Origin of the sequence: Halobaculum gomorrense (assembly GCF_900129775.1) — an archaeon.
Taxonomy (GTDB): domain Archaea; phylum Halobacteriota; class Halobacteria; order Halobacteriales; family Haloferacaceae; genus Halobaculum; species Halobaculum gomorrense.
Genome location: NZ_FQWV01000012.1, coordinates 34024 through 53601 on the forward strand (window position 1 = coordinate 34024; position 19578 = coordinate 53601).

27 protein-coding genes are annotated in these 19578 nt (G+C 60.6%); 18 read left to right on the forward strand and 9 right to left on the reverse strand.

The features are described from left to right. Positions 1-548: 548 nt before the first annotated feature. Entirely contained in the window at positions 549-791 is a 243-nt protein-coding gene (locus BUE16_RS15155; protein ID WP_073311242.1) for a winged helix-turn-helix domain-containing protein, read from the reverse strand. 226 nt (positions 792-1017) lie between these two features. Here BUE16_RS15155 and BUE16_RS15160 point away from each other — a divergent pair, with 226 nt between their 5' ends. From BUE16_RS15160 to BUE16_RS15215, 12 genes are all read left to right on the forward strand, one after another. Continuing rightward, positions 1018-1326 (forward strand): hypothetical protein, encoded by a 309-nt coding sequence (locus tag BUE16_RS15160; protein WP_073311244.1) that lies wholly within the window; start codon positions 1018-1020, stop codon positions 1324-1326. Beyond that, entirely contained in the window at positions 1323-1577 is a 255-nt protein-coding gene (locus tag BUE16_RS15165) for a DUF7563 family protein (RefSeq protein WP_073311246.1), read from the forward strand. The genes BUE16_RS15160 and BUE16_RS15165 overlap by 4 nt, the downstream gene beginning before the upstream one ends. Continuing rightward, on the forward strand, positions 1574-2170 hold the full coding sequence (locus BUE16_RS17280) for a PadR family transcriptional regulator (RefSeq protein WP_234972420.1): 597 nt from the start codon (positions 1574-1576) through the stop codon (positions 2168-2170). Before BUE16_RS15165 ends, BUE16_RS17280 begins: the two co-directional genes overlap by 4 nt. Beyond that, positions 2167-2496 (forward strand): hypothetical protein, encoded by a 330-nt coding sequence (locus BUE16_RS15175; protein ID WP_073311248.1) that lies wholly within the window; start codon positions 2167-2169, stop codon positions 2494-2496. The genes BUE16_RS17280 and BUE16_RS15175 overlap by 4 nt, the downstream gene beginning before the upstream one ends. 84 nt (positions 2497-2580) lie before the next feature. Further along, a complete protein-coding gene (locus tag BUE16_RS15180; RefSeq protein ID WP_073311249.1) occupies positions 2581-2793 on the forward strand; it encodes a ribbon-helix-helix domain-containing protein in 213 nt (70 codons plus the stop codon). Next, the gene (locus BUE16_RS15185) at positions 2786-3352 is read left to right on the forward strand and encodes a hypothetical protein (protein WP_073311251.1); all 567 of its coding nucleotides are present in this window, start codon (positions 2786-2788) and stop codon (positions 3350-3352) included. Before BUE16_RS15180 ends, BUE16_RS15185 begins: the two co-directional genes overlap by 8 nt. Continuing rightward, entirely contained in the window at positions 3349-4827 is a 1479-nt protein-coding gene (locus BUE16_RS15190) for a DNA cytosine methyltransferase (RefSeq protein WP_073311253.1), read from the forward strand. The genes BUE16_RS15185 and BUE16_RS15190 overlap by 4 nt, the downstream gene beginning before the upstream one ends. Next, a complete protein-coding gene (locus BUE16_RS15195) occupies positions 4820-5068 on the forward strand; it encodes a hypothetical protein (RefSeq protein ID WP_073311255.1) in 249 nt (82 codons plus the stop codon). Before BUE16_RS15190 ends, BUE16_RS15195 begins: the two co-directional genes overlap by 8 nt. Next, positions 5061-5450: a hypothetical protein gene (locus BUE16_RS15200; RefSeq protein WP_073311257.1), complete on the forward strand. Its 390-nt coding sequence runs from the start codon at positions 5061-5063 to the stop codon at positions 5448-5450. Before BUE16_RS15195 ends, BUE16_RS15200 begins: the two co-directional genes overlap by 8 nt. A 174-nt stretch (positions 5451-5624) precedes the next feature. Continuing rightward, positions 5625-6812 carry a hypothetical protein gene (locus BUE16_RS15205; RefSeq protein ID WP_143165468.1) on the forward strand — a complete coding sequence of 396 codons (1188 nt, stop codon included), beginning with the start codon at positions 5625-5627 and terminating at the stop codon, positions 6810-6812. A 358-nt stretch (positions 6813-7170) separates the two neighbouring features. After that, complete coding sequence (locus BUE16_RS15210; RefSeq protein WP_073311261.1) at positions 7171-7650, forward strand: hypothetical protein; 480 nt, start codon at positions 7171-7173, stop codon at positions 7648-7650. A gap of 383 nt (positions 7651-8033) precedes the next feature. Beyond that, a complete protein-coding gene (locus BUE16_RS15215; RefSeq protein ID WP_073311264.1) occupies positions 8034-9299 on the forward strand; it encodes a Cdc6/Cdc18 family protein in 1266 nt (421 codons plus the stop codon). A gap of 163 nt (positions 9300-9462) precedes the next feature. Here the strand turns inward: BUE16_RS15215 and BUE16_RS15220 are convergent, their stop codons facing one another. Beyond that, positions 9463-9963 carry a hypothetical protein gene (locus tag BUE16_RS15220; RefSeq protein WP_073311266.1) on the reverse strand — a complete coding sequence of 167 codons (501 nt, stop codon included), beginning with the start codon at positions 9961-9963 and terminating at the stop codon, positions 9463-9465. Positions 9964-11225: 1262 nt separating this feature from the next. On the opposite strand from BUE16_RS15220, the gene BUE16_RS15225 reads away from it, so the two are divergent. Further along, positions 11226-11483 carry a hypothetical protein gene (locus BUE16_RS15225; RefSeq protein WP_073311269.1) on the forward strand — a complete coding sequence of 86 codons (258 nt, stop codon included), beginning with the start codon at positions 11226-11228 and terminating at the stop codon, positions 11481-11483. Positions 11484-11508: 25 nt separating this feature from the next. On the opposite strand, the gene BUE16_RS15230 is transcribed toward BUE16_RS15225, so the two are convergent. Together BUE16_RS15230 and BUE16_RS15235 are read right to left on the reverse strand one after the other, a co-directional pair. Beyond that, positions 11509-12015 (reverse strand): PIN domain-containing protein, encoded by a 507-nt coding sequence (locus BUE16_RS15230; RefSeq protein WP_073311271.1) that lies wholly within the window; start codon positions 12013-12015, stop codon positions 11509-11511. Next, a complete protein-coding gene (locus tag BUE16_RS15235) occupies positions 12016-12318 on the reverse strand; it encodes a hypothetical protein (protein ID WP_073311273.1) in 303 nt (100 codons plus the stop codon). It lies immediately after the preceding gene. A gap of 141 nt (positions 12319-12459) precedes the next feature. Between BUE16_RS15235 and BUE16_RS16105 the strand changes: the two genes are divergently transcribed. Further along, complete coding sequence (locus tag BUE16_RS16105; RefSeq protein ID WP_079991688.1) at positions 12460-13389, forward strand: endonuclease NucS domain-containing protein; 930 nt, start codon at positions 12460-12462, stop codon at positions 13387-13389. 72 nt (positions 13390-13461) lie between these two features. Here the strand turns inward: BUE16_RS16105 and BUE16_RS15250 are convergent, their stop codons facing one another. After that, positions 13462-13872 carry a hypothetical protein gene (locus tag BUE16_RS15250; RefSeq protein WP_073311279.1) on the reverse strand — a complete coding sequence of 137 codons (411 nt, stop codon included), beginning with the start codon at positions 13870-13872 and terminating at the stop codon, positions 13462-13464. 14 nt (positions 13873-13886) lie between these two features. Then, the gene (locus BUE16_RS15255) at positions 13887-14714 is read right to left on the reverse strand and encodes a ParA family protein (protein WP_073311281.1); all 828 of its coding nucleotides are present in this window, start codon (positions 14712-14714) and stop codon (positions 13887-13889) included. Positions 14715-15148: 434 nt separating this feature from the next. Between BUE16_RS15255 and BUE16_RS15260 the strand changes: the two genes are divergently transcribed. From BUE16_RS15260 to BUE16_RS15270, 3 genes are all read left to right on the forward strand, one after another. After that, positions 15149-16309 (forward strand): tyrosine-type recombinase/integrase, encoded by a 1161-nt coding sequence (locus BUE16_RS15260; RefSeq protein WP_079991689.1) that lies wholly within the window; start codon positions 15149-15151, stop codon positions 16307-16309. A gap of 206 nt (positions 16310-16515) precedes the next feature. Further along, complete coding sequence (locus BUE16_RS16500) at positions 16516-16893, forward strand: hypothetical protein (RefSeq protein WP_143165469.1); 378 nt, start codon at positions 16516-16518, stop codon at positions 16891-16893. Positions 16894-17055: 162 nt separating this feature from the next. Then, positions 17056-17412, forward strand: a complete 357-nt coding sequence (locus tag BUE16_RS15270) for a hypothetical protein (RefSeq protein ID WP_073311285.1) — start codon at positions 17056-17058, stop codon at positions 17410-17412. A gap of 34 nt (positions 17413-17446) precedes the next feature. Here the strand turns inward: BUE16_RS15270 and BUE16_RS16505 are convergent, their stop codons facing one another. After that, on the reverse strand, positions 17447-17824 hold the full coding sequence (locus tag BUE16_RS16505; RefSeq protein ID WP_143165470.1) for a transcription initiation factor IIB family protein: 378 nt from the start codon (positions 17822-17824) through the stop codon (positions 17447-17449). A 273-nt stretch (positions 17825-18097) separates the two neighbouring features. Continuing rightward, positions 18098-18394, reverse strand: a complete 297-nt coding sequence (locus BUE16_RS15280) for a hypothetical protein (RefSeq protein WP_073311289.1) — start codon at positions 18392-18394, stop codon at positions 18098-18100. A 563-nt stretch (positions 18395-18957) separates the two neighbouring features. Between BUE16_RS15280 and BUE16_RS17285 the strand changes: the two genes are divergently transcribed. Then, on the forward strand, positions 18958-19263 hold the full coding sequence (locus tag BUE16_RS17285; protein WP_234972422.1) for a hypothetical protein: 306 nt from the start codon (positions 18958-18960) through the stop codon (positions 19261-19263). A 27-nt stretch (positions 19264-19290) separates the two neighbouring features. Here BUE16_RS17285 and BUE16_RS15290 read toward each other — a convergent pair. Next, a partial coding sequence (locus BUE16_RS15290) for a transposase (RefSeq protein ID WP_143165471.1) occupies positions 19291-19578 on the reverse strand: 288 nt, incomplete at its 5' end.

Below are 19578 nucleotides of genomic sequence, written 5' to 3' on the forward strand. Positions count from 1 at the left end.
ACACCGCGAGCAGATGCGAGCGTCGCCCTCACCACGGAGCATCGAGGAGCCGCAGCCCACGCAGGTGACGCCGTAGACACGAGCGCTCACTCGATCCACCTCGTTGGCGCTGGGATGTGGTTGTCGTCGATATCCTTATTCGTCGAGTCGCCGTTAGCAGGCGACGGGCTTGTCTTGGACATAGGTCGTTCTGACACAGCCCGGCTCCGGTGCTCCAACACCGGGGCAATTCATCGACAGAATTCCCTTCAGAGAGCCGTCTGTGTCTGATTCACACTTGTACACCTCGCCACATAATACTTTTGCCACGCGGAAACTAATTCGAATACTGAGAGCATGAGTTCGGCGCATGGAAACCAGAAGGTCAGCGACACCGAGATCATCGCCGCTATTAGAGCAGCTGACGGGCCTGTAGCCTCAGCGAGCGATATCGCAACGCAGTTCTCGATGACAAGGACAGGCGTCAACGAGCGGCTACAGGACCTCTGCCGCCAAGGTCGTGTCAACAAGAAGGACGTCGGGAACGGTTACGTTTGGTGGGTTTGCGACTAATCGGACGAATCCACGAGGTGACGCTTGCCTGCGGAAGTGATCCACCACACTCGCGCAGACGCTTTCATCGCGCTCTCCACGTATCCTTCCTCCTCAAGCTGCTGCAGTCGGTCAAAAATACCCTGCCGGCTCATATCGAATTCTTCAGCCAGCTCGGATGCAACGAGCACAGGCTCGGCAGAAAGAGCAAACTGACGGAGAATCTCAGTATCGCTCACCTGCCGTTTTCGACCGGCCATGTTCCCGAATCCTTCTGGTATAGGAAAACTGTACCTCTCTAAAAATGCTCTATGCGACAACTAACTTCCGCGTGGAAACTACTAAGTCACCCCGGTGATAGACGAGAGACAAGCGACGCTACGCGGCGAACCCGCCCACGCATAACGGCGGCCGGTGTACCAGCACCGAACCGCCGCGTGGGGTCGCAACCTACTCGGAGCGGTCAATTCCGCTCCAGCAAGCGACATGAGCACAACACGCCCCACCCGGCTTCAACGTGCCGGACACGACGACGAACAACCAGCACACTACCTCGTCGGCGCGCGCCGCGACGCCCGAGCCCACCACCCCGATCCGAACGACCCGGACACCCCACACTGCCGCGTCGGGCTCCAGCACACCGACACCGACTGGACGCCCGTCGAGGCCGACGACCACGACGGCCCCATTTGTCAGTGGTGCGCGCCCGACCCCGACCCCCACGCGTACGACAGCATCAACACACAGGTGCGCCACGCCACCCCTGACGCACTGAACACGGAGGCGACCCGATGAACCGCCTCACCACCCACCGCCCCGAGTGCCTCCACTGCGGCGGCCACGTCTCCGAGCGGTTCGCGCGCGTCTTCGGCGATGACGACGATCGCGTCCACCGCTGTCAGGCCTGCGACTCGATGCCCCGCATCACGAGAGGCAGCGCCGCCGGCAAGCCCATCCCGGACCGCATCGACCCCGAAGACGAACCGGGCCGCCAACGCGGTGCCAGAACGCGCGCGAACCCCGCCACTGGAGGTGACGACTCGTGAGCACCCACCAGAACACCCTCCTCCATGGCGGCACGTTCCTCAAACTCCCCGCCGACATCGACCTCAGCGAAGGCCTGGTCATCCGTGCGCGCGGCGTCACGATCGACCACAAGCCCGGCAGTACGGGCGACCGCGCGGACTACCCACTCTCCAGAGAGCACCTCGACGCCACCGAGCACGTCGAAAACGACCATCTCGACGCCTTCGAGGTGAGCCTCACCCCCTACGGCGGCACCGAACAACGGTACGAGGTCGATCTCGTCGCCACCGACGGCGGCACGCTCACCCACGCACGGTGGACCGATCTCAACGCGTTCGAGGGGAACGTCCTGTACGCCATCGCGAAACTCGACGATGAGCCCGGCCTCGTGTACGGGCTCGCCATCCGGGACGTGCTCGAAGACGTCTACGACGCCACGATCAACCACGGCCGGCTGTACCCCGCGCTCGACGCGCTCGCCGAACAACAGCTCATCGAGAAGACGAGCCACGACGACCGAACCAACGAGTACGCGCTCACCGACGCCGGCACCACGCTCCTGCGGCGCCGGCGCGACCAGCTCACGAGCGTCCTCGATGAGGGTGAGCGATGAGCGCCCAGGCACAGCCGACCTCGCCCGAAGACACTGACCCCCGCCGCCGGATCGTCGAGTACCTCGCCAGCGAGATCCCGCCGGGTGAACACCGGTACATCCGCGCGAGCCACGTCGCTCGCGACACCGGGATCAACGGCTGGCTCGCTGGCGAGTGGCTCTCACGACTTGCGGGCCGGTGGGAACAGGCCGGCGCGAGCTACGAGGTAAGTCCCTGTTTCGACTTTGCCGTCCATAGCGAGGGCTCACGTGGCATCCTGTGGCGTATCGAACGGCCCGAACGGTACCGCGCTACAGACCGCCTCCTGGAGGTGAAGGATGCGTAACCGGCGAGCGGCACCCATCGCGACCGGCTGCAACTGTACCCCACAATTCCAAACGTGGGGTAAAGTCGCCGGAGGTGCCGGGCAGTGAGCCGCTCATCCCCAGATGCTGTTCCGGCGGATCAGGCGGCACTCGCAGCGCAGTTCGACGCGAGCGGCACCGCGAGGCGCGACACCGTCCGTATCCCGCCGGAACTGGACGCCGGCATCGAGCAGCTCGTCAAAGAGGACGCGTTCGAATCGCGCTCGGCGCTGTACCGAGCGGCCATCCGCCAACTGTTGGTGAGTTACGATGGGTGAGTCGCTTCCCCACCGTGTCCGCGGTTCCGACGGGGCGAGCGACGAGCTACCAGCGACGTTCGATCGCTTCGCTCGCGACGAGTGTCGGAAGTGTGGCGACACCGTCCAGGTGCGGTATCTCGACGGTGGCGTCTGTGTCGGCTGTCGCGAGCGGCCACCGACTCAGCGGGTCACCACCGATGAGATCCGCACCGACGGCGGTCCAGACGTCCCACAGCAGCGGTCCCACCGACCGGATGCGACGCCGACAAAGACGGGCCGCCGGCTCCACGAGCACGTCGTCATCATCCACGTGACCGAGACGACCGCCCCGAACGACCGCGTCGCGATTCACGTCGAGCACCCGGCACACGACGGCGGTGTGCGCTGCTTCTACCGGCATCGCGACGGCGATGTGACGCGGTCGCTGCGGTCACACCTCCGAAGTGAACTTCCGCATGAGGAACTCGCGCGGGTCATCGTCGAGGACGTCGCCGACGTCGGCATCGACCAGACGGCCGTGCTGCCGCGGGCGCTTGCTCACAGCCCCACGCCCGCCCCGGAGGTGATGGTCTCGTGAGCGCCGACGAGCATCTCACCGCCATCGACCTGTTCTGTGGCGCGGGTGGCTTCAGCCACGGCCTCGCACTCGAATGCGAGCACCTCGGGTACGACATCCGCCTGATCGCCGTCAACCACGACGACGACGCGATCGCGACCCACCGGCTGAACCACCCGTGGGCCGAACATCACAACGCGAACGTCGAGGACCTGCATATCCCGGCGGTCGTCGGCGACGACGACGTCGACCTGCTCGTCGCCGGCCCCGAATGCACCCACTTCTCGCGCGCTCGCGGCACGAAACCCGTGTCCGACCAGCGTCGAGCGAGCCCGTGGCACGTCGTCGACTGGGTGCAGAAGACGCGGCCCGATACCGTCCTCATCGAGAACGTCCCCGAACTCCGCAGCTGGGGCCCGATCGACGACGATGGTCAGCCGACGCGCAACGGCGAGACGTTCGACGCATGGATCGACGTGATCCACTCGCTCGGCTACTCCGTCGATCACGAGGTGTTGAACGCCGCCGACTACGGTGATGCGACCTCCCGGCGGCGGCTGTTCGTCGTCGCGCGTCGTGATGGTCGGGCGACTCATCCCGCGCCGACCCACGCCGAGGTGCCCGACGAGGACCGCGAGCCGTGGCGGTCGGCCGCCGAAGTCATCGACTGGAGCGACCGCGGCTCCTCGATCTGGACGCGCTCACGGCCGCTCTCGAACAACACGATGCAGCGGATCGCACAGGGTCTCCGTGACCACTGTGGCGAGGAACTCGATGCTTACGCGGACGTGGTCGCCGGCCTCGAACCCGCCGACATCGAACGGCTACAGGAGGATGTCGTCCCCGCCGCCGAGCTCGAGGACGCCCTCGACGAGCGTGCCGAGCCGTTCCTCGTCTCCACGACTGTGAGCACGGCGGCCGACACCGGTACGCGGATGATCATGGGCCAGCAGTCCAACGCCCGCGCGCTGGACGCCGACAGCGAGCCCGTGCCGACGGTCGCGACCCGTGGTGCCGTGCACTTCATCGAGGCGCAACCGTTCATCAAGCCGCGGAACCTGCCACGTGGCGATCTGTACACGAACGCGACGTACGAGGCCACCGACCGGCCGCTGCATACGGTGACGGCGCGCAACCACGACGGGCACCTCGTCTCGCCGTTCCTCGTTGAGTACTACGGGAACTCCGACACGGCGGCAGTCGACGACCCCCTGCCGACGGTCACAACGAACGACCGGCACGCCCTGTGCGTGCCGGACTGCTCGCCGCTTGGGCTCGGACTCCGTTACCGGATGCTCCAACCGCGTGAACTCGCAGCGGCGCAAGGGTTCCCAGACGACTACGAGTTCACCGGCGAGACGAAGGCGTCGCGAACGGCACAGATTGGGAACGCGGTCCCCGTGAACCTCGCGCGGGCCCTCGTGAACGAGGCGCTCACGTCGACGGTCCCGAGTCTCACCAGCTACGGTCCCGAGGAGGTGCCAGCTGATGACTGACGAGTTCGACCGCGTCCCCGACGAACTGGTCTCGGAGACGCTGGCGATTCGCTGTGTGATCGCCGAATACGAACCGAATCTGTGTGACGGCTACATCGAGACCGTCGCGATCGACCCCGCGACGGTGACCGTCAACGGGTACGGCCGCGTGTCCTTCCCGGAGCACGTTCCAACCGAGTGTCCGTGTTGTGGCGACCGTGTCCTCGCGTACAACGGCGTTGAGGTGACGTTCCATGCCTGAGGACGACTCTAGCCCTACGGCCGCCCGTCGTCGCGAGGAACGCCGTCGCATCGGCGAACACCCGCACGTCGACGGCATCACCCGCGGGACCGTCCTCGAGTACGACGGCTGGCAGTGGGCGGTCGTCACCGAGATCGCCGCCGACCACGAGCCGCCCCAGATTGGGTTCGTCCTCGTCGACGAGCTCGGCGATGAGATCGTCGCTGTTCTCGAATCGGCGTGGGGCTGTGCCGAGCACTACGACGCCATGCAGCCGTATCGAGACAGCGAGTACGAGTACTGGGCCGACATCGAGTTCGTCCGTACGGACGATAGCTGGACAGCGCTCGGGCCGATCCATCCCGATGCACGGACCACTACGGAGGTGACTGACGGTGTGTGACTGCGACGGCCCTCTCGGCGCTGTTGTAGAATTAACACGGGCGTACGGGCCCTATAAGTACCCGCGTCAAATCCACACGTTTTGTGCAACAGTCGCGGTGGCCACTGATGTCCTCGGCGCGCTCGAGGAACCCACCAGCGACGCAACTGCCACGTGGCCACGTGAGGTGGGTCGATGAGCGCTGACATCGATGGCTCGGCACCCGATCCAGTCAGCCCCGCCGTTGACTGGCCGACGTTCTTCGCCGAGCATGATCTTCACGGCAGCGGGATCGGCCAGGTGGTAATGTGGCTCGATGGCCTCGGGAAGGCGAGTTCGGAGGCGCACGCCGAGACGCTCGTCACCGACGCCGTCTCCAACGGCGAGCTTGTCGCCAACAACACGGGGTACTACCCTGCAGGGGCGGCGCCGACAGAGCCAACTTCGGCTTCCAGCGACCAGTCGGACGTCTCAAGCAAGCCGGAGTCGCCGGAGTACGACACTGACACCGAGGCAGTTGATCCACCAGACGCTCAGCCGGGGACGCCGGCGGTGAGTGAACCTGCTACCGAACTCGTTAGCAGTATCGAATCAATGGACTCGAGCGACTTGGACGGTGAGACAGTTCTCGGGCTTCTCGGGGAGTGTGCCTCAGTGATCGAACAGCAGGCGCGCGAACTCGAGCAGAAAGACGAGCAGATCGCCGCGCTAGAATCGGAAGTCGAAGCGATGACCGCGCTCAACGAGGCGGTCGGCCGCCGCGCCAAACGGAACAACCACGCCGTCTTCCAACTCCAAGTGCGGGAACTACAGTCCGGGGCGACGCTGCCGGCCGATCAAGTGGACGTGGACGCGCTTCGCGACGATCTCGGCCTCGATGTCGAGTTTGTCGGAGAAGACGAACAGTACGTCCGGCTGGACGACCCGGAGGCCGTGGGCGACGGGAAGAATCGTGGTGCGGAGATGCCCGACTCCGATGAGTTGTGTCAGGCCGAACAGTGGCGACAGATGTACCGCCGGTCGTTCATCACGCAAGACGACCTGACCAACAGTGAGTACCGCGCGATGCGGCTGTGGGACGACCTCGCGAAACTCGCGGTCGATGGCGGCACGTACCACTTCGTCACGTCTGCGAAGGCGAAAGCGGCGCTCGTCGACGGTGGCGCCGGCCCACTGGCTGGGATGACGCCCGACTCGAAGAACACCGCGACGAATCGGACGATGAAAGCGCTGGCGAACGACCACGCAGCTGGCGTCGTCGAGACGGTGAAGCGCGACGGGTCACTCAGACTGCGGTTCGACCTCGAGGAACTGAAGGACGCACAGAAGCCGCTGTACCAGTCGGCTGAGTCAGACACTGGTGACGTGTTGGTGGGGACGTGATGATGGCCGTCCGATCTGCTACCGTCGTCGTTAGCAGCTTCCACGGGGGTGTGGTTAGACCAGGCGGCCACGCGGTCCGCACGGTGCCGCCACCGCCCTAATCCCACCACCACCGCCACCGCAATTTAGTTCTCTTTTCGCGTCGTTAGAGGTGAGGCCGCTTTCTTCCCGCTTTCTTCCCGTTAGGAAGCGGGAGAAACGAAGCGCTACGTCCTAACGAGAGGGGTGGTTGACTGCTAACGACGACGTTAGAGTAGGCGGCCAACGAGTAGAGGTCTAACAAGTGTCGTTAGACGGGAGTGGTCCAACAGCCTGTATCACCGACAGGTCTACTATCTAGTCTATTGTGAGGAATCGTGTGTCCGATACAAGCGAGACTCCCTCCGAGTTACTCGACGCTGCTGACGATCACGACGAGCGTGCTGAGTCACTTCGCCGTGAAGCTCGTCGCAATGTCGAGACGGCAATCAGGGATCAACTCGATTTTGAGGCGACGGTCACTGCCGAACACAGCGGCGATGGCTTCGTTGTCGAGGTCAAGCCTGACGCACTCTCCACGGTCGAATTGGATGACGATGATTTGAACGTGTCCGTACGGGCTGCGACGCTTGCTATCGGTGCTATTGAGGTCGATCCCGAGACTGTCCGCAACATCAGAGAACTAATCGACGAGATTGGTGAGCTCCACAGTGACCAGCCGGGTGCTCCAAGAGATGTCATCGTGCGAAACGCAGCAGCGGTGGGACTTACCTCCGATGAGGCAGAGCGTGAACTCGACAAACTTCGTACTCGTGGAGAGATCTACGAACCGCAGTCGGACTATCTCCGGACGACGTAAGTACTCGATATTGTTGTTCAAGTAGGGTTTTCACAGACTGACTCCCCACGGGGAGGGGGGTGCGACCAATGTAAGCCTCAAGAAGGAGGGCGGGGCTGCAGATCAACCTCCCACGTTACCACTTCACTGCACAGCACTAGTCTGGTACGGTCCGTATACTAACCAATGGATTATAAAACTAGGCCACAGTCAGCACCGACACAACCGCCTCAGCGCTTCTCCGGCCCCTCTCTCGTGAGTTTACATTGGACGAACCCCCCTCTCCCCCTTCGACACACCAAAAGCTCAACTACGAGGTTTACATCGGACATACCCCCCGCTACCGGACGGCCACCCACCACGCGGACGGAAGGGTTAACTCGTCCCCGTTAGAGCCACGAGGCATGCGCTCGTTCGGCGGCGACGACACCATCTTCGCCGACATGGATCGGTTAAATCCGAACACACAGACCTACCAACCCGAGACGCTCCCCGAGCGTGAGGCTGAACTCAACGACCTCCACTCAACGCTCGAACCCGCTGCTCAGGGATACGACCCGATCAACGCGTTCGTCTACGGTCCCACTGGGCAAGGCAAAACCGTCGGGATCGGCCTGAAGACGACCCAACTCCAGCAGTACGCTGACAAGCACGACAAGGATGTCTGCGTGGTCCACGTCCGGTGTAAGGGGATGGAAAAGTCGTACCACGTGATGACGCACCTGATCAAGGCGCTTCGCGAGAAGCAGTACGGACCAGGTGAAGAACTCCCGAGCGGCCATCCGAAAAAGACGCTCTTCGAGATGATCATCTCGGAGCTCGAGGCGATCGGCGGCACCGTGATCGTCATACTCGACGAGATCGACGCGATTGGTAACGACGACTACGTTCTGTATGAACTCTCTCGAGCGAACCCTGAGGACGTGCGCCTCTCGTTGATCGGTATCACGAACGACTACCGATTCCGCGACAATCTCAACGCCGACGTCCGCTCCTCACTCGGCGAGGACGAAATCGAGTTCGCTCCCTACGACGCGAATCAGCTCCGGAACATCCTCGCCCGGCGTGCCGCTGGCGGCCTTCGCGATACGTCGTTCTCCGACCCTGACAATCCGTTTGAAACCCTCGAAAGCGATGTCCTCGCTGAAGATGCGATCCCACTGGCATCGGCATACGCCGCGCAAGACTCCGGCGACGCTCGCGAGGCGATCAAGCTCATGTTCCGGGCATGCCGGTTTGCTGACGATGCCGGCGAGGCCGCGGTCACGGCCGAGCACGTACAAGAGGCACACGAGTACTTGGAGCGCGCCGCCGTCGAGCGCGGGATTCGGTCGCTCCCGATGCAGCGCGCACTTGCGCTGCTCACCGTGACACAGGCGACGATCACCGGCACGAAGGCGGCAGAGACGAAGGACCTCCACGACATCTATGAAGTGTTCTGCAACGACGTCGACGCCGACGCGATCTCCGAGCGCCGGTTCCGCGACAAGCTCAACGACCTCGCCGACAGCGGGATCCTCACGAAAGAGACCCGGGGCCGCGGACAGGGGCTTGGGAAGACGAATCGCTACGAACTCGACGTGAAAATCCAGACGGTCCTCGATAACCTCGAACCAGATTCACGACTTGGCGAGTTCGTCGAAGAAACGCTTCGTCCTCGCCACAAGTAACAGACTGCACTGCGTCTGACGGGGGTGCGTCCAATGTAAACTAGGGCGGTGTCCATTGGAGGGGGGTGCGTCCGATGTAAATTTGAGCGGGGTGCTCCACCCGCTGCTACGTCAAATTGGCACGAACGAGAGAAGTCTACTGCAGTGGTGTCACCGCTGTCGTCTACTCATCACGAAGCCGCGCGATCTCTTCTTGCACGACCTTCCGGATCATCTCTTCAGAGTAGCCATCGTTAGCATCCGAGTCTGAATGAGCTGTATCTTCCCCGAGGGCTGTTGGAGAGAGTGTCTCCCACTCCTGTGCGGCGTCTGTCTGGTTCCCGAGAACAGGGGTGTTGTGACGCGCGTCCTGAGGTGAGGCATCTCCACGGAGGAAGTTACAGACCTCCAGATACTCGGGACCGGCCTCATCAGCGTACTCTTGCAGCCGACTTTGGAAATCCACGTCACCGTCAATCTCCCCGACTAAACCGTCAAGGTGACCATGTCGGTCGATCTCCGCGTACACCTCTTTCGCGATGTACATCTCTAGCGCCTCCTCGATCGCACTCCCGAGCGTTCCTCTGGTCTTCCCGTACTCAAAACGGACAATTTGCTTAAAATCGTCTGCAACCTTTGCATCGACCCGAGGACCGAGCTGTTTCGTTGAATTCTGCTCCGACATGATCTACAGGCCTGCAGGAACGGAGTTACTACTCGCCCAAGTCGTGAAACGTGGCTCGATAGCTAGTTGCGTCTCTCCAAGCATAGGCGATGTTGGTTTAGCAGCGGTTAAGCAGGGGAACATCCAGCGGATGGCAGCTGGTTGGATACTACTGGAGTGACGCTGGCTAGAGTCTGTGAATAGGCTGAATTGGATCATGGCTAGTAGCTCACCCGCACATCACCCACTGTTCTTTGCAGACACATAAAGGTGTCACTTCAACAGGCGTCAGACTCTCTTATCACACACATTTGTCTCAGGATAACAGGCTAGCGACAGCTTAATGTTGCTGCGTGGTATTAGTTAACACCGTATGGCTCCCGGGCACCAGCTCCAGCGGATGCAGGATGCGAGCGAATACCCCGCCCCCGTCGTGAGAGATGTACTCGTATTGGCGTGCACGCGGGATGCGGCGGTGAAGATCGCACACGAGGAACGGGGCCATGATCTCGAGTCGATTCACCCTACGTCAGTCGTGAATGCTCTGGGGGAGCACCTCAGTAGAGTGATGTGCCTTGTCGATTCAGCAAAGTCCGAAGATAAAGACAAGCTCAGCACGAATACCGCACGACTCTGGGCTGGCCACGACGGAATCGCACAATACATCGAGGAGTGTGAAGCACATGTCCACACTTCGAGAGAACGAGATCTCTCTTGGAGAGACAGTGTCTGTGAGCACATTTACGCCCGCCCTGGACCCAGCTTTGAAGATGAGTTCACATGCATTTGGGATGAGTCAATGACTCAGCCCCGACAGATCATGCTGAACTCGGCTGTCGATCACGAAGTGGAGTTGGTTGACCACCTGTGGGGTGTCGCTAAGCGGCAAATCGAGGCCTCCGCAGACAGAGTTGAAAGCACTCTACAGAGATTTTTCATTTGGGGAGCATACCTCGGACCCGTCGACCGGAATGTAGCTGGACAAGGAGGTTGGGCTAATAGACGTGTTGAGCGGGCCGCTGACCATGCAAAATCGTTCCTTGACGATCGGCTGCGCGACGAGCTGTTGTAACACCCCGCTACCTTCTTCGCGCTATGTGTGCTGAGTAGTGCCGTAGCAGCTGGAAATCCGACTGATTTCTCCGATTTAGCCATCTTTGCGTGATCTGTGGCTATAATAGCCTTGGATCAGTTAAGAGACAGCTATCGATATACGTTATGACTCATTAAACGTAGCTAGCAGACACCTTTATGTGTCATTGGTGTGTGCCATTGAGTGGAGAATGTGTGGAGCAACCCAAGAGGAACGAACCCCGCTGTTCGAGGTCGATATCGTGATCGGGAGCCACCGGATCATCCTGGTCCCCAACGTCCACGCGATCCTCGCTGTCTCGGCTATCCTGTTGATGGGGATACTCATCTACAGTGAAATCGTCGCCCACGGGGAAGCGACCCCTCTGATCGTTGCGGAGATTCTCCACTTCGCCGGGTGGGCGTACTTGGAACTCCCGGAGGCGATGATGATCGAGGAGGAACTGTAAGCTCCAGAATCCTACTTTTGAGGTATCACTCGAGCAGTGACCGCGCCCGCTGCACGTAGCTGTTCGCGTCCCAACTGCGAGCAGAACTGATTGCATCCAACACTGTCTGTGCCTCCGTAGACGACGTCCATCCGTTCCGAACGAACACCGAGAGCAACGTTGGGCTCGTCACTAGTCGCGTATCGACGAGCGACGCATGGATCAGTCCGAGCCGGTTGAACTCGTCACACAGTAGTAGGTCAGCATCTTCCTCGTTCGCAAGCGTCACCGCTGCATTCTCACCGTCGTCGAGCGGGAACTCAGCATCAAGCTCGACTGACCGCGTCGAGAACGCTTCCATTCGGTCAAGCACTCGGCCTGCAGCACGCCCGTGATCGTCGTCGTAGGAAGCGACTTCTTCTAGTTCGTCGACGACAACGGTTGGGACGAGAACCGTGTATTTGTCGAGTGCAATTGCCAGTGGGTCAACGTCGAGATCGGCGGCGATGCCGAGACTCACGAGTGCAGACGTGTCCGCGACCACTTGCGCCATCTATGCGTCCGCGACCTCGTCGATGAAGTCCTCGCTGAGCTGCTGTTTCAACACGCGGAGATTCGCCGCCTTTTCGGCACCGACGAGAGACTTGAGCTGTTCGAACGAGATCTCGTCGTCGTAGTACGCATCGGCGATCTCTTGGAGAAGCGCATCATCGTGGGTCGCGTCTTGGAGGTACTCACGAAGCGCGGTCACCAAGATATCCGTTCGATCTTCACCTAAGACCGTCGCGAGCGCGTCTGTCCGGTCGATGAGCCGGTCGGGGGCCCGGAATTGGACGCGCTTCTTCTCGGTGCTCATGATGTGTACGTTGTGAGCCACCGCACTTAGCGGTTGTCGTGTGTACATTGTGAGTCTCACCGAGATATTCCATCACAAGATAACTTAATTTGATAGCTAATTAAATATCTATTTGACCCGTCAGCTTGTGTAGCTATATCTATGGATTTGGATGTTGCTGAGGAGCAAATGTGGTGGCGGCTGAAGGCTGGTCGCGGCGGTGTTCTTGAAGACGATTGGCTCGAGCAAAAGATCGTCACGACTGGTTGGGGTGGTGCAGCAGGAGACTACCGAGAGCAGTCTCCCGAAGAATTCCGTAACGGCGATCCCAGCGATCTCCAAGCGTCGAAATTTGTCGGGCATCACGACGATGGAATGCGCGCTGGCGATGTTGTTGTGGCGTATGCTCCAGGAAAGGGTCACATCTCCGGTATTGGAACAGTTGGGGAGATTCAATATAATGAGGATAGGGTTTGGCGTCATCTGTCGGAATCCGAAGCAGCTGACGCGATGGTTCAGGACCATTACTATTGGCGGCCAGTCACGTGGTTTGATCTTGGCACCCCTGTTCGTGTTCCTGATCTTTCAGAGCGCTTCCGAGTGAACGGTGCAGATCAGATCCCGACTCCAGGGACGCTCAGCCAGTTCGGTACTCTTTCCAGTGATCGAGACCGAATCGTGTCTCTCGTCGAGGAAGTTCGCAATGCAGAGACTGTAACGCCATCTGGCCCCGGATTCGGGCCGGATCAAGAAGCTGAGATGCAGGAATGGCTTGCAGCAAACATTCAGACCCTGGGACTCCAGAATGCTCGTAGAGAGTTCAGGACCGACGTAGGTCGTATCGATATCCTCGCAGAGGACGACAATTCCGAGACGGTGATCGAAGTCAAACGCGGGCGAGCGGGGGACCGTGCTCTTGGACAACTCCTTGGGTATATGGGAGCACGAACTGATGAAGTCAATCGCCAAATCACCGGAATTCTGGTAGCGGAAGATTTCACGTCTCGTATCGAGCGTGCCGTTACTGCGTTGGATAGGGTCTCGCTCTATCGATTCAATGTCGATGTGTCGATTGAACCGATGAACACATAATAAGAGTAGAATCCAGGATGCAGTGATGTTCTCCAAGCTGTCATCATAGGGTTTCCCAGCTTTTCTGCTCTCTCAGATATCGTAGCCCCACTCCCGGAGCACACCGACGATCTCGCGATCCTCGACCCCAGCGAGGAACGCCGCCTCACGCCAGTCAGTCAGATAGATATCGACCTCGTGTTCCTCCTCAAACTCGGCCTTCCGAGCTGCAGACCGCCGCTCTGTCGAGTCCTGGACATACAGCTGGACCATATCGCGCTCGTCTTTCACGGAGTCCCGGCGCAGTTTGTACGGATACTGGTCGAGTCTCGACCCGCTGCTGGTGTCGCGCTCGTCGACGACGTCGTCTTGGGTCTCGGGCGATTCACTCACGGGTTCGGCAACCTCCGCGACGTCGTCGTCGATCGCCTCGGTGGGCTCGTCCTCGTGCTGTTCGTCCTGGTCGTCGTCGCTGAATGGGTCGTTGGATGATCCGGCTTTCATAGTAGGTCCCTCACTCATGCGTTCTCGATGAAAGTCGCGAGCTCACGCAGTTGCTCGAGCGTCTCTTGTTCGTAGTCGCGCTTTCGCGATCGGTGCTCCTCGACGAGGTGGAACGGCGTACACTGTTGCCGCCAACAGCCTTCGAACAGCGAGGACCGTTCGCCGATGATGACCGGCACGTCGTACCCGAGCGCCTCGATCTCCTCGCGATAGTGCTGTTGGTCGGTCGTGTGTTTGATGCCGTTCGGAACGACCGCGATGACACCGATCTCGGTGTCAATCTCCTGCTCAAATCCGGTCACAAGACTCGACAGTCCCTCGATGGCGGCCATGCCCTTCCCGGACAGCTCTGTCGGGACAACGAGATTCCGCGTCGCCGCGAGCGCGTTGTACAGGTGTGGCCCTTCTGTCGCTGGCGGGTCGACGATCAACACGTCGTACTCGCTCACGAGGCCACTGTCCCGCAGGACCTCGAACAGACGCTCGTGACGGTGGAACTCTTCTCCCATGTCGTCGGCCAGGGCTTCGGCCTTATCGAGCCAATCAGCAAGTCGTGAGAGCGTATTGTGGGCTGGCAGGATGTCGAACCCCTCTCCGCTTCCTCGGACGAGGTCCTCGAGCGCACCCTGCGGTCGGTCTACGAGGTGGTGCGAGAGCGTGTCGACACGATCTCGCTCACGATCCTCGTCGACGCCGAGCAACCGGCTCACGTCACCATTCTGCGGGTCCATGTCCACGATAAGGACATCAAACCCGTTGTCGGAGTGCGCTCTCGCGAGCGCCGCAGACAGGGAGGTCTTCCCGATCCCTCCCGACTCGGAGTAGGTCGCATAGGTTAGCACAGCTTGGTGATCTATTCCATGAGTCTTAATTGTTATCTCGTCTAGTTAGGATAGCTAGTTAGGCTAACTAGCATAACCACAATACGAATCGGCAATTGGGCGAGGTGAGATGGGTTGTGAGGAAGTCTGTCTGACTAACATAACTAACTAGCCTAACTAAATAGCCTAACTACTTGGAGTAACTATCTGGGATAACTGGGGGGAGTCGTCCTTCTAGCCGCCACTGAATCCAGATTCGACCGCACACAGATTCCGGCGTGACTCAGCATAGGTATCGCAATATGTGGTTTATAGAGTGGCTATGTCCGCTGTATGGGCTGATTTGTGGGTTTAGAGGGCTCAATACGCCAAGAAAAGATTCTATACATCCCACTATGGCTTAGGCTGGTAAGCCCAAGTGGTTTCTAGTACCCTCGCGCCCTCGGGTGAGTCACATGGATACCGGAGACGAACAACAGGGGTTCACGGGCCGCGTTCGCCCCTCTACATCGCTGCCTGACGCCTTGGCGGCGTTCACCGCCAACGTAAGCAAGGGTGATTCCGGACGCCACCGGGGGGAGGTCGAGCGTGTGGTCGGCGACTTCGTCGACAGAGTCCAGGAACGCGGCGCCGAGAGCGTCGCCGATCTCACTGTCCGCCAGCTCGAACAGTTCGGCGACCACCTCGCTCGGCGGGCGTGGGCACGCGAGGACGACCCCACCGCCGGGATCACCGGCCGCACGGCCCACCAGTACTACGCGCTGGTCCGCTCGTTTTGCACGTTCCTCGTCGAACGCGACGCCCTGGAGTCGAACCCAGCGAAGTCGGCGGTCGCGAGCGACGCGCTCCCCGACCGCTCGGTCGGCGTTCGCGACGATGATCGCCGGCAGTTCTGGAGTCCGTCGACGCGCGACGATATCGTCCGGTGGCTGGACTGGCGCACCGAGGACGCGCTCGATCACGATTGGCTCGAAGCAGATCGGGCGACTCGGGACCGTGCGCTCGTCGCCGTTCTCGCGTACTCCGGCGCTCGCGGTGCCGAACTGTTCCGGGATCCCCAGAACGACCGTCGCAACGGTCTCCGGTGGCGCGACGTCGACCTCGAGGACGGCATCCTGCGCGTCTACGGGAAGACCCAGGAGTGGCAGCAGTCGCCCTTGCTCGAGCCCGGCGTCGAACGGCTCCGCGCGCATCGTCGACGACAGGATCCACCGACTGAGGAGTGGCCCGTGTTCCCGACGGCGCACCTACCGAGTCTGTACGATGTCGTTCGCGACGCCGACATCGTCGACGAGGAACCGACCAAAGAGACTGTCTGGTCGCTGTTGCGAGCGTATGAATTGGCCCCGCCAGCGCTGTCGACAGCGGGCGCTCGCTCGCTCCTGAAGCGGCTCTCAGCCGAGAGTGGGATCACGCAAGATGGCGAGGCGTTGCTACCACACGGTGCCCGGCGTGGACTCGGTGACGAACTGTACGACACGAGCGCCGAGCTCGCCCAAGAGGTGCTGCGGCACCAGTCAGTCGAGACAACCCACGCGAGCTATCGCGACGACGATATCGAGCGTCTTCGAGAAGCTGCTGAAGATGCGCTTCGTGACACACCACATAGTGAATAATCAAAATGACTTGCTGAATCGAGCGTCTCTCAAAGCGCCTTTGACCTTCTCATCTATCTGCTGAAACGCAACTATACGTGTCTCAACAGTACATTTCTAACAATTGATTTTCGCGACATCACATATTTCAATACGCCATACTGAGGTACTTGATAGACTATGGGAGCAACTGGAAAGAACCCTCATAACACTCTACACCCGGAAAAATGTCATACAAGAAACCTGTGTCGACGGCAGCTGACAAGATCATCGATTTTGAAGAAGCTACTCCAAGAGTTGTCGCTGATTTGTACAACCTGGACTACGAAATACGTCATGTTCGAGATGACGTGATAGACTGCTATACAGAAGCCGAGTTTGAAAATGCGTATAAAATCATTATCGGACAGATGGTTGGGGGTGATAATTTTAGGTCAATCGTCGGAGGGCAACAGTTGGGCGTCCAAACACTGATCTATGAGGATATTATCGCATTTATCATCCCCTCTGAACGCTACGAAGCTATTTTCGCCACTTTTGACTACAACGGAAACTTTCCTGTGAACCAATTCATCCAGCATGTGGATGCTGCAGGGTTTGATTAGCCTCTTGGTCGAGTCAAATTACTATGCGTTGTCTCTATTGGAATCCTCTTCACGTCTGTCGATTTGCTGAGAGGCAAGTTTCTGCAAATTCGACAACCTCGTTTGGATTCACCAGACCGACCGATACTCACTATACCCCACAGTTCAAATTGTGGGATAACAATGACTGATGCATCCCCACCTGCGCCGCCCGAGGGTGCCCCTGCGTACGTCGTTGATCCACTCGAACGGCAACCGGCGAACCGCCTCCGCGAGATCGCGGCGTGGGCGGCCGACCTCGCGGACTACAAAGCGACCACTGGCCCCGACCGTGCCCACCAGGAACAGTTCCGGCGACTCGTCGAGGCAGCAGGGTACTCGACTGACCCGACGGACTACGAGGGCGTTCCCGACCGAGCGTACATCTCGATCAAAGAGCCTCAAGACGGCTACGAGTACGCCTATTGGCAATGGCGCTCCGAGCCCGACGTCGACGCGCCCGATATGAATCAGGCGATCGGATCTCTCGACGAGTCGTAGGCACTGCTGCAGTACACGCTGTCTCGGATCAACCTCACATCGCCTCGAGGACAGCTTCCAGCTCGTCGCGGCGTGTGTACGTCGTCATGAGTGTTGTCCCCGCGATCGAGGCGATCGCCTCGTGCGTTGGCGATGACGCGAGATCAACGAGATCGTACGCGTAGACGAGACACGCGGCGGCGATTCCCGCTTGCGAGCGATTGATCGTCTTGCCCGCATCGTCGAGTGCTTCGAGACAGGCGAACGCCTCTGTCGCCACAGCGTCCGGTGGATTTGCTTCGAAGCAAAGCTGCAGGAGTACCGTCTCGACATCTGTGAGTACGAGCGGGACCTCACCTGTGCCCTGTAGTTGCTTGACCGCTTCTCGAGCAGCGAGTTCCTCGACATCCAGCGCGGCGGCAATCCGGCACAACGGCCGCGGGAGTCCAGCCGCGATGCTCTCGATCCGGAGGGCGGCGGCAGCGAAGGGCCGAACACCACGGCCACGGAGTAGATCGTGCTCGTTTGCGACGACGAGCTGGTCACTTGCCGCGTTGCCGACTCGGTCGGAGAGTCGGAGCTCTTGGACTGCGGTCGCGGCCGCGCTTTTGCCGCGGTTCCAGGGCGCCTTCGTCCCTGCCTGATTCTCGTTACGAGTGCGGTGCCGAGCGCGCCACTGCGAGAAAAAGAAGCTGAGAACCGTGCGCTACATCAACCGGCGCGCTGCCGGCTCTTCCTCAGATTCCGCCGTCGACTCGTGCCCGAGCGCGCCGCCCTGCAGCAGGTGCTGGGCGGCGATTCGCTGGATCGCTTCGGCTTCCTCGACGTCCGGGATCGACCCGTCGTCGGTGAGCCGAACGAGGTACACACGTCGGTCCAGGCGATCGACGACGAGGTTCTGCTCGTCCGGGAACTCGCCGTCGTCGATCACATCGTCTCGCTCGAGGAAGTCATGCGGAATCGTTGCGAGGCCGCTGCCGCTGCGTTCTTGTAACGTCTGCACACCTGCTGTGACCTGTCGGTCGCTCTTAAGACGCCGGACCACACCGACGCGATGGGCCCGCGCTGGCCATCTCCCAGAGGTTCACTACAGGAGTTCATGAGGTTCGGATGTCGGCCAGACTGGAGGGCTGGCTGGCGACTGCGAGACAGGGGGTATCGGGCTGGATCGAATCGGACTGGCGCGGATTGCAGCTGGTCACTGCGCGGCTTTTCACCGGACTGGGGCGTTGTTTTTCACGACCGACGTTGGGGCACGGGTCGTGCCCCACTCGGGTGGACTCACAGCGCCTGTCGAGCGCGCTCGTCGAGTTCACAGGGAGGGGTGCACATCATGGACGTCAACGTCGAACTCGCGAGCAGCGCACCCACCGTGACCCTTCATGAGGCTCTCCCAACCGAGGCCGATCGCCGCTGTCGTGGGTCAACATGTCTGGATGCTGTCGCCAGTCGTACGCGCGCGTCACGAATACGAGTGGGACAACCCCCCGGGGGCGGGTGCGCGCCGTTGCTGCAGTCGCGAGTAGTCGCAAGCAGCCGCTCCAAGGCGCGTGGGCGAGTGCGCCGTTGGTGCTACTCGCTGCTTGCCGCGCCGTCGATGCCCTCGAGTGGGACTCGCTCTACGCCGGCGGCGTCGTAGGCGGTATCGGTGGAGAGGATGGGCTCGTCACGGCTGTGGGCGAGCCCTGCGTGGATCGCGTCGGTCGGTGTCAGCCCGTATTCGTCGATGAACGCAGTTGCGGTGAGGAGCGCCTCTTCATCCGCTTCAGGACGGACTGGGACCCACTCCAGCAGGTTCGGGATGAGCTCGGTGACGGGCAGCGTGTACTCGGCGGCCTCAGGGTCGTAGAAGTAGACCAGAAATTCGTTTAAGTAGTGAGCGAGGTGTGGACGTCGTACTCATAGTTTCTCACAGCCCGGTTCGTTTCCTCGCTCGTAGTTGGTGATGGCAATGACCAGCCGGAGACACAGCGCGAGGAAAACTTCTGTTCGTGCGTAGACGCGGCCTCGGGCGCGGACGTGCCCGAGGCCGCAGTCCTTGACCGCATCGTTGGTCCGTTCGACCCCTGTCCGGTGGTTGTACGTCTCGTCTAAGACTGACTGCTTGAGCTGAACGTCCTCGCTGTGTTCGTCGATGCGGTCTTCGACTCTGTACTCGATATCTTTCGGGTCGTCAGTGTTTCGCGG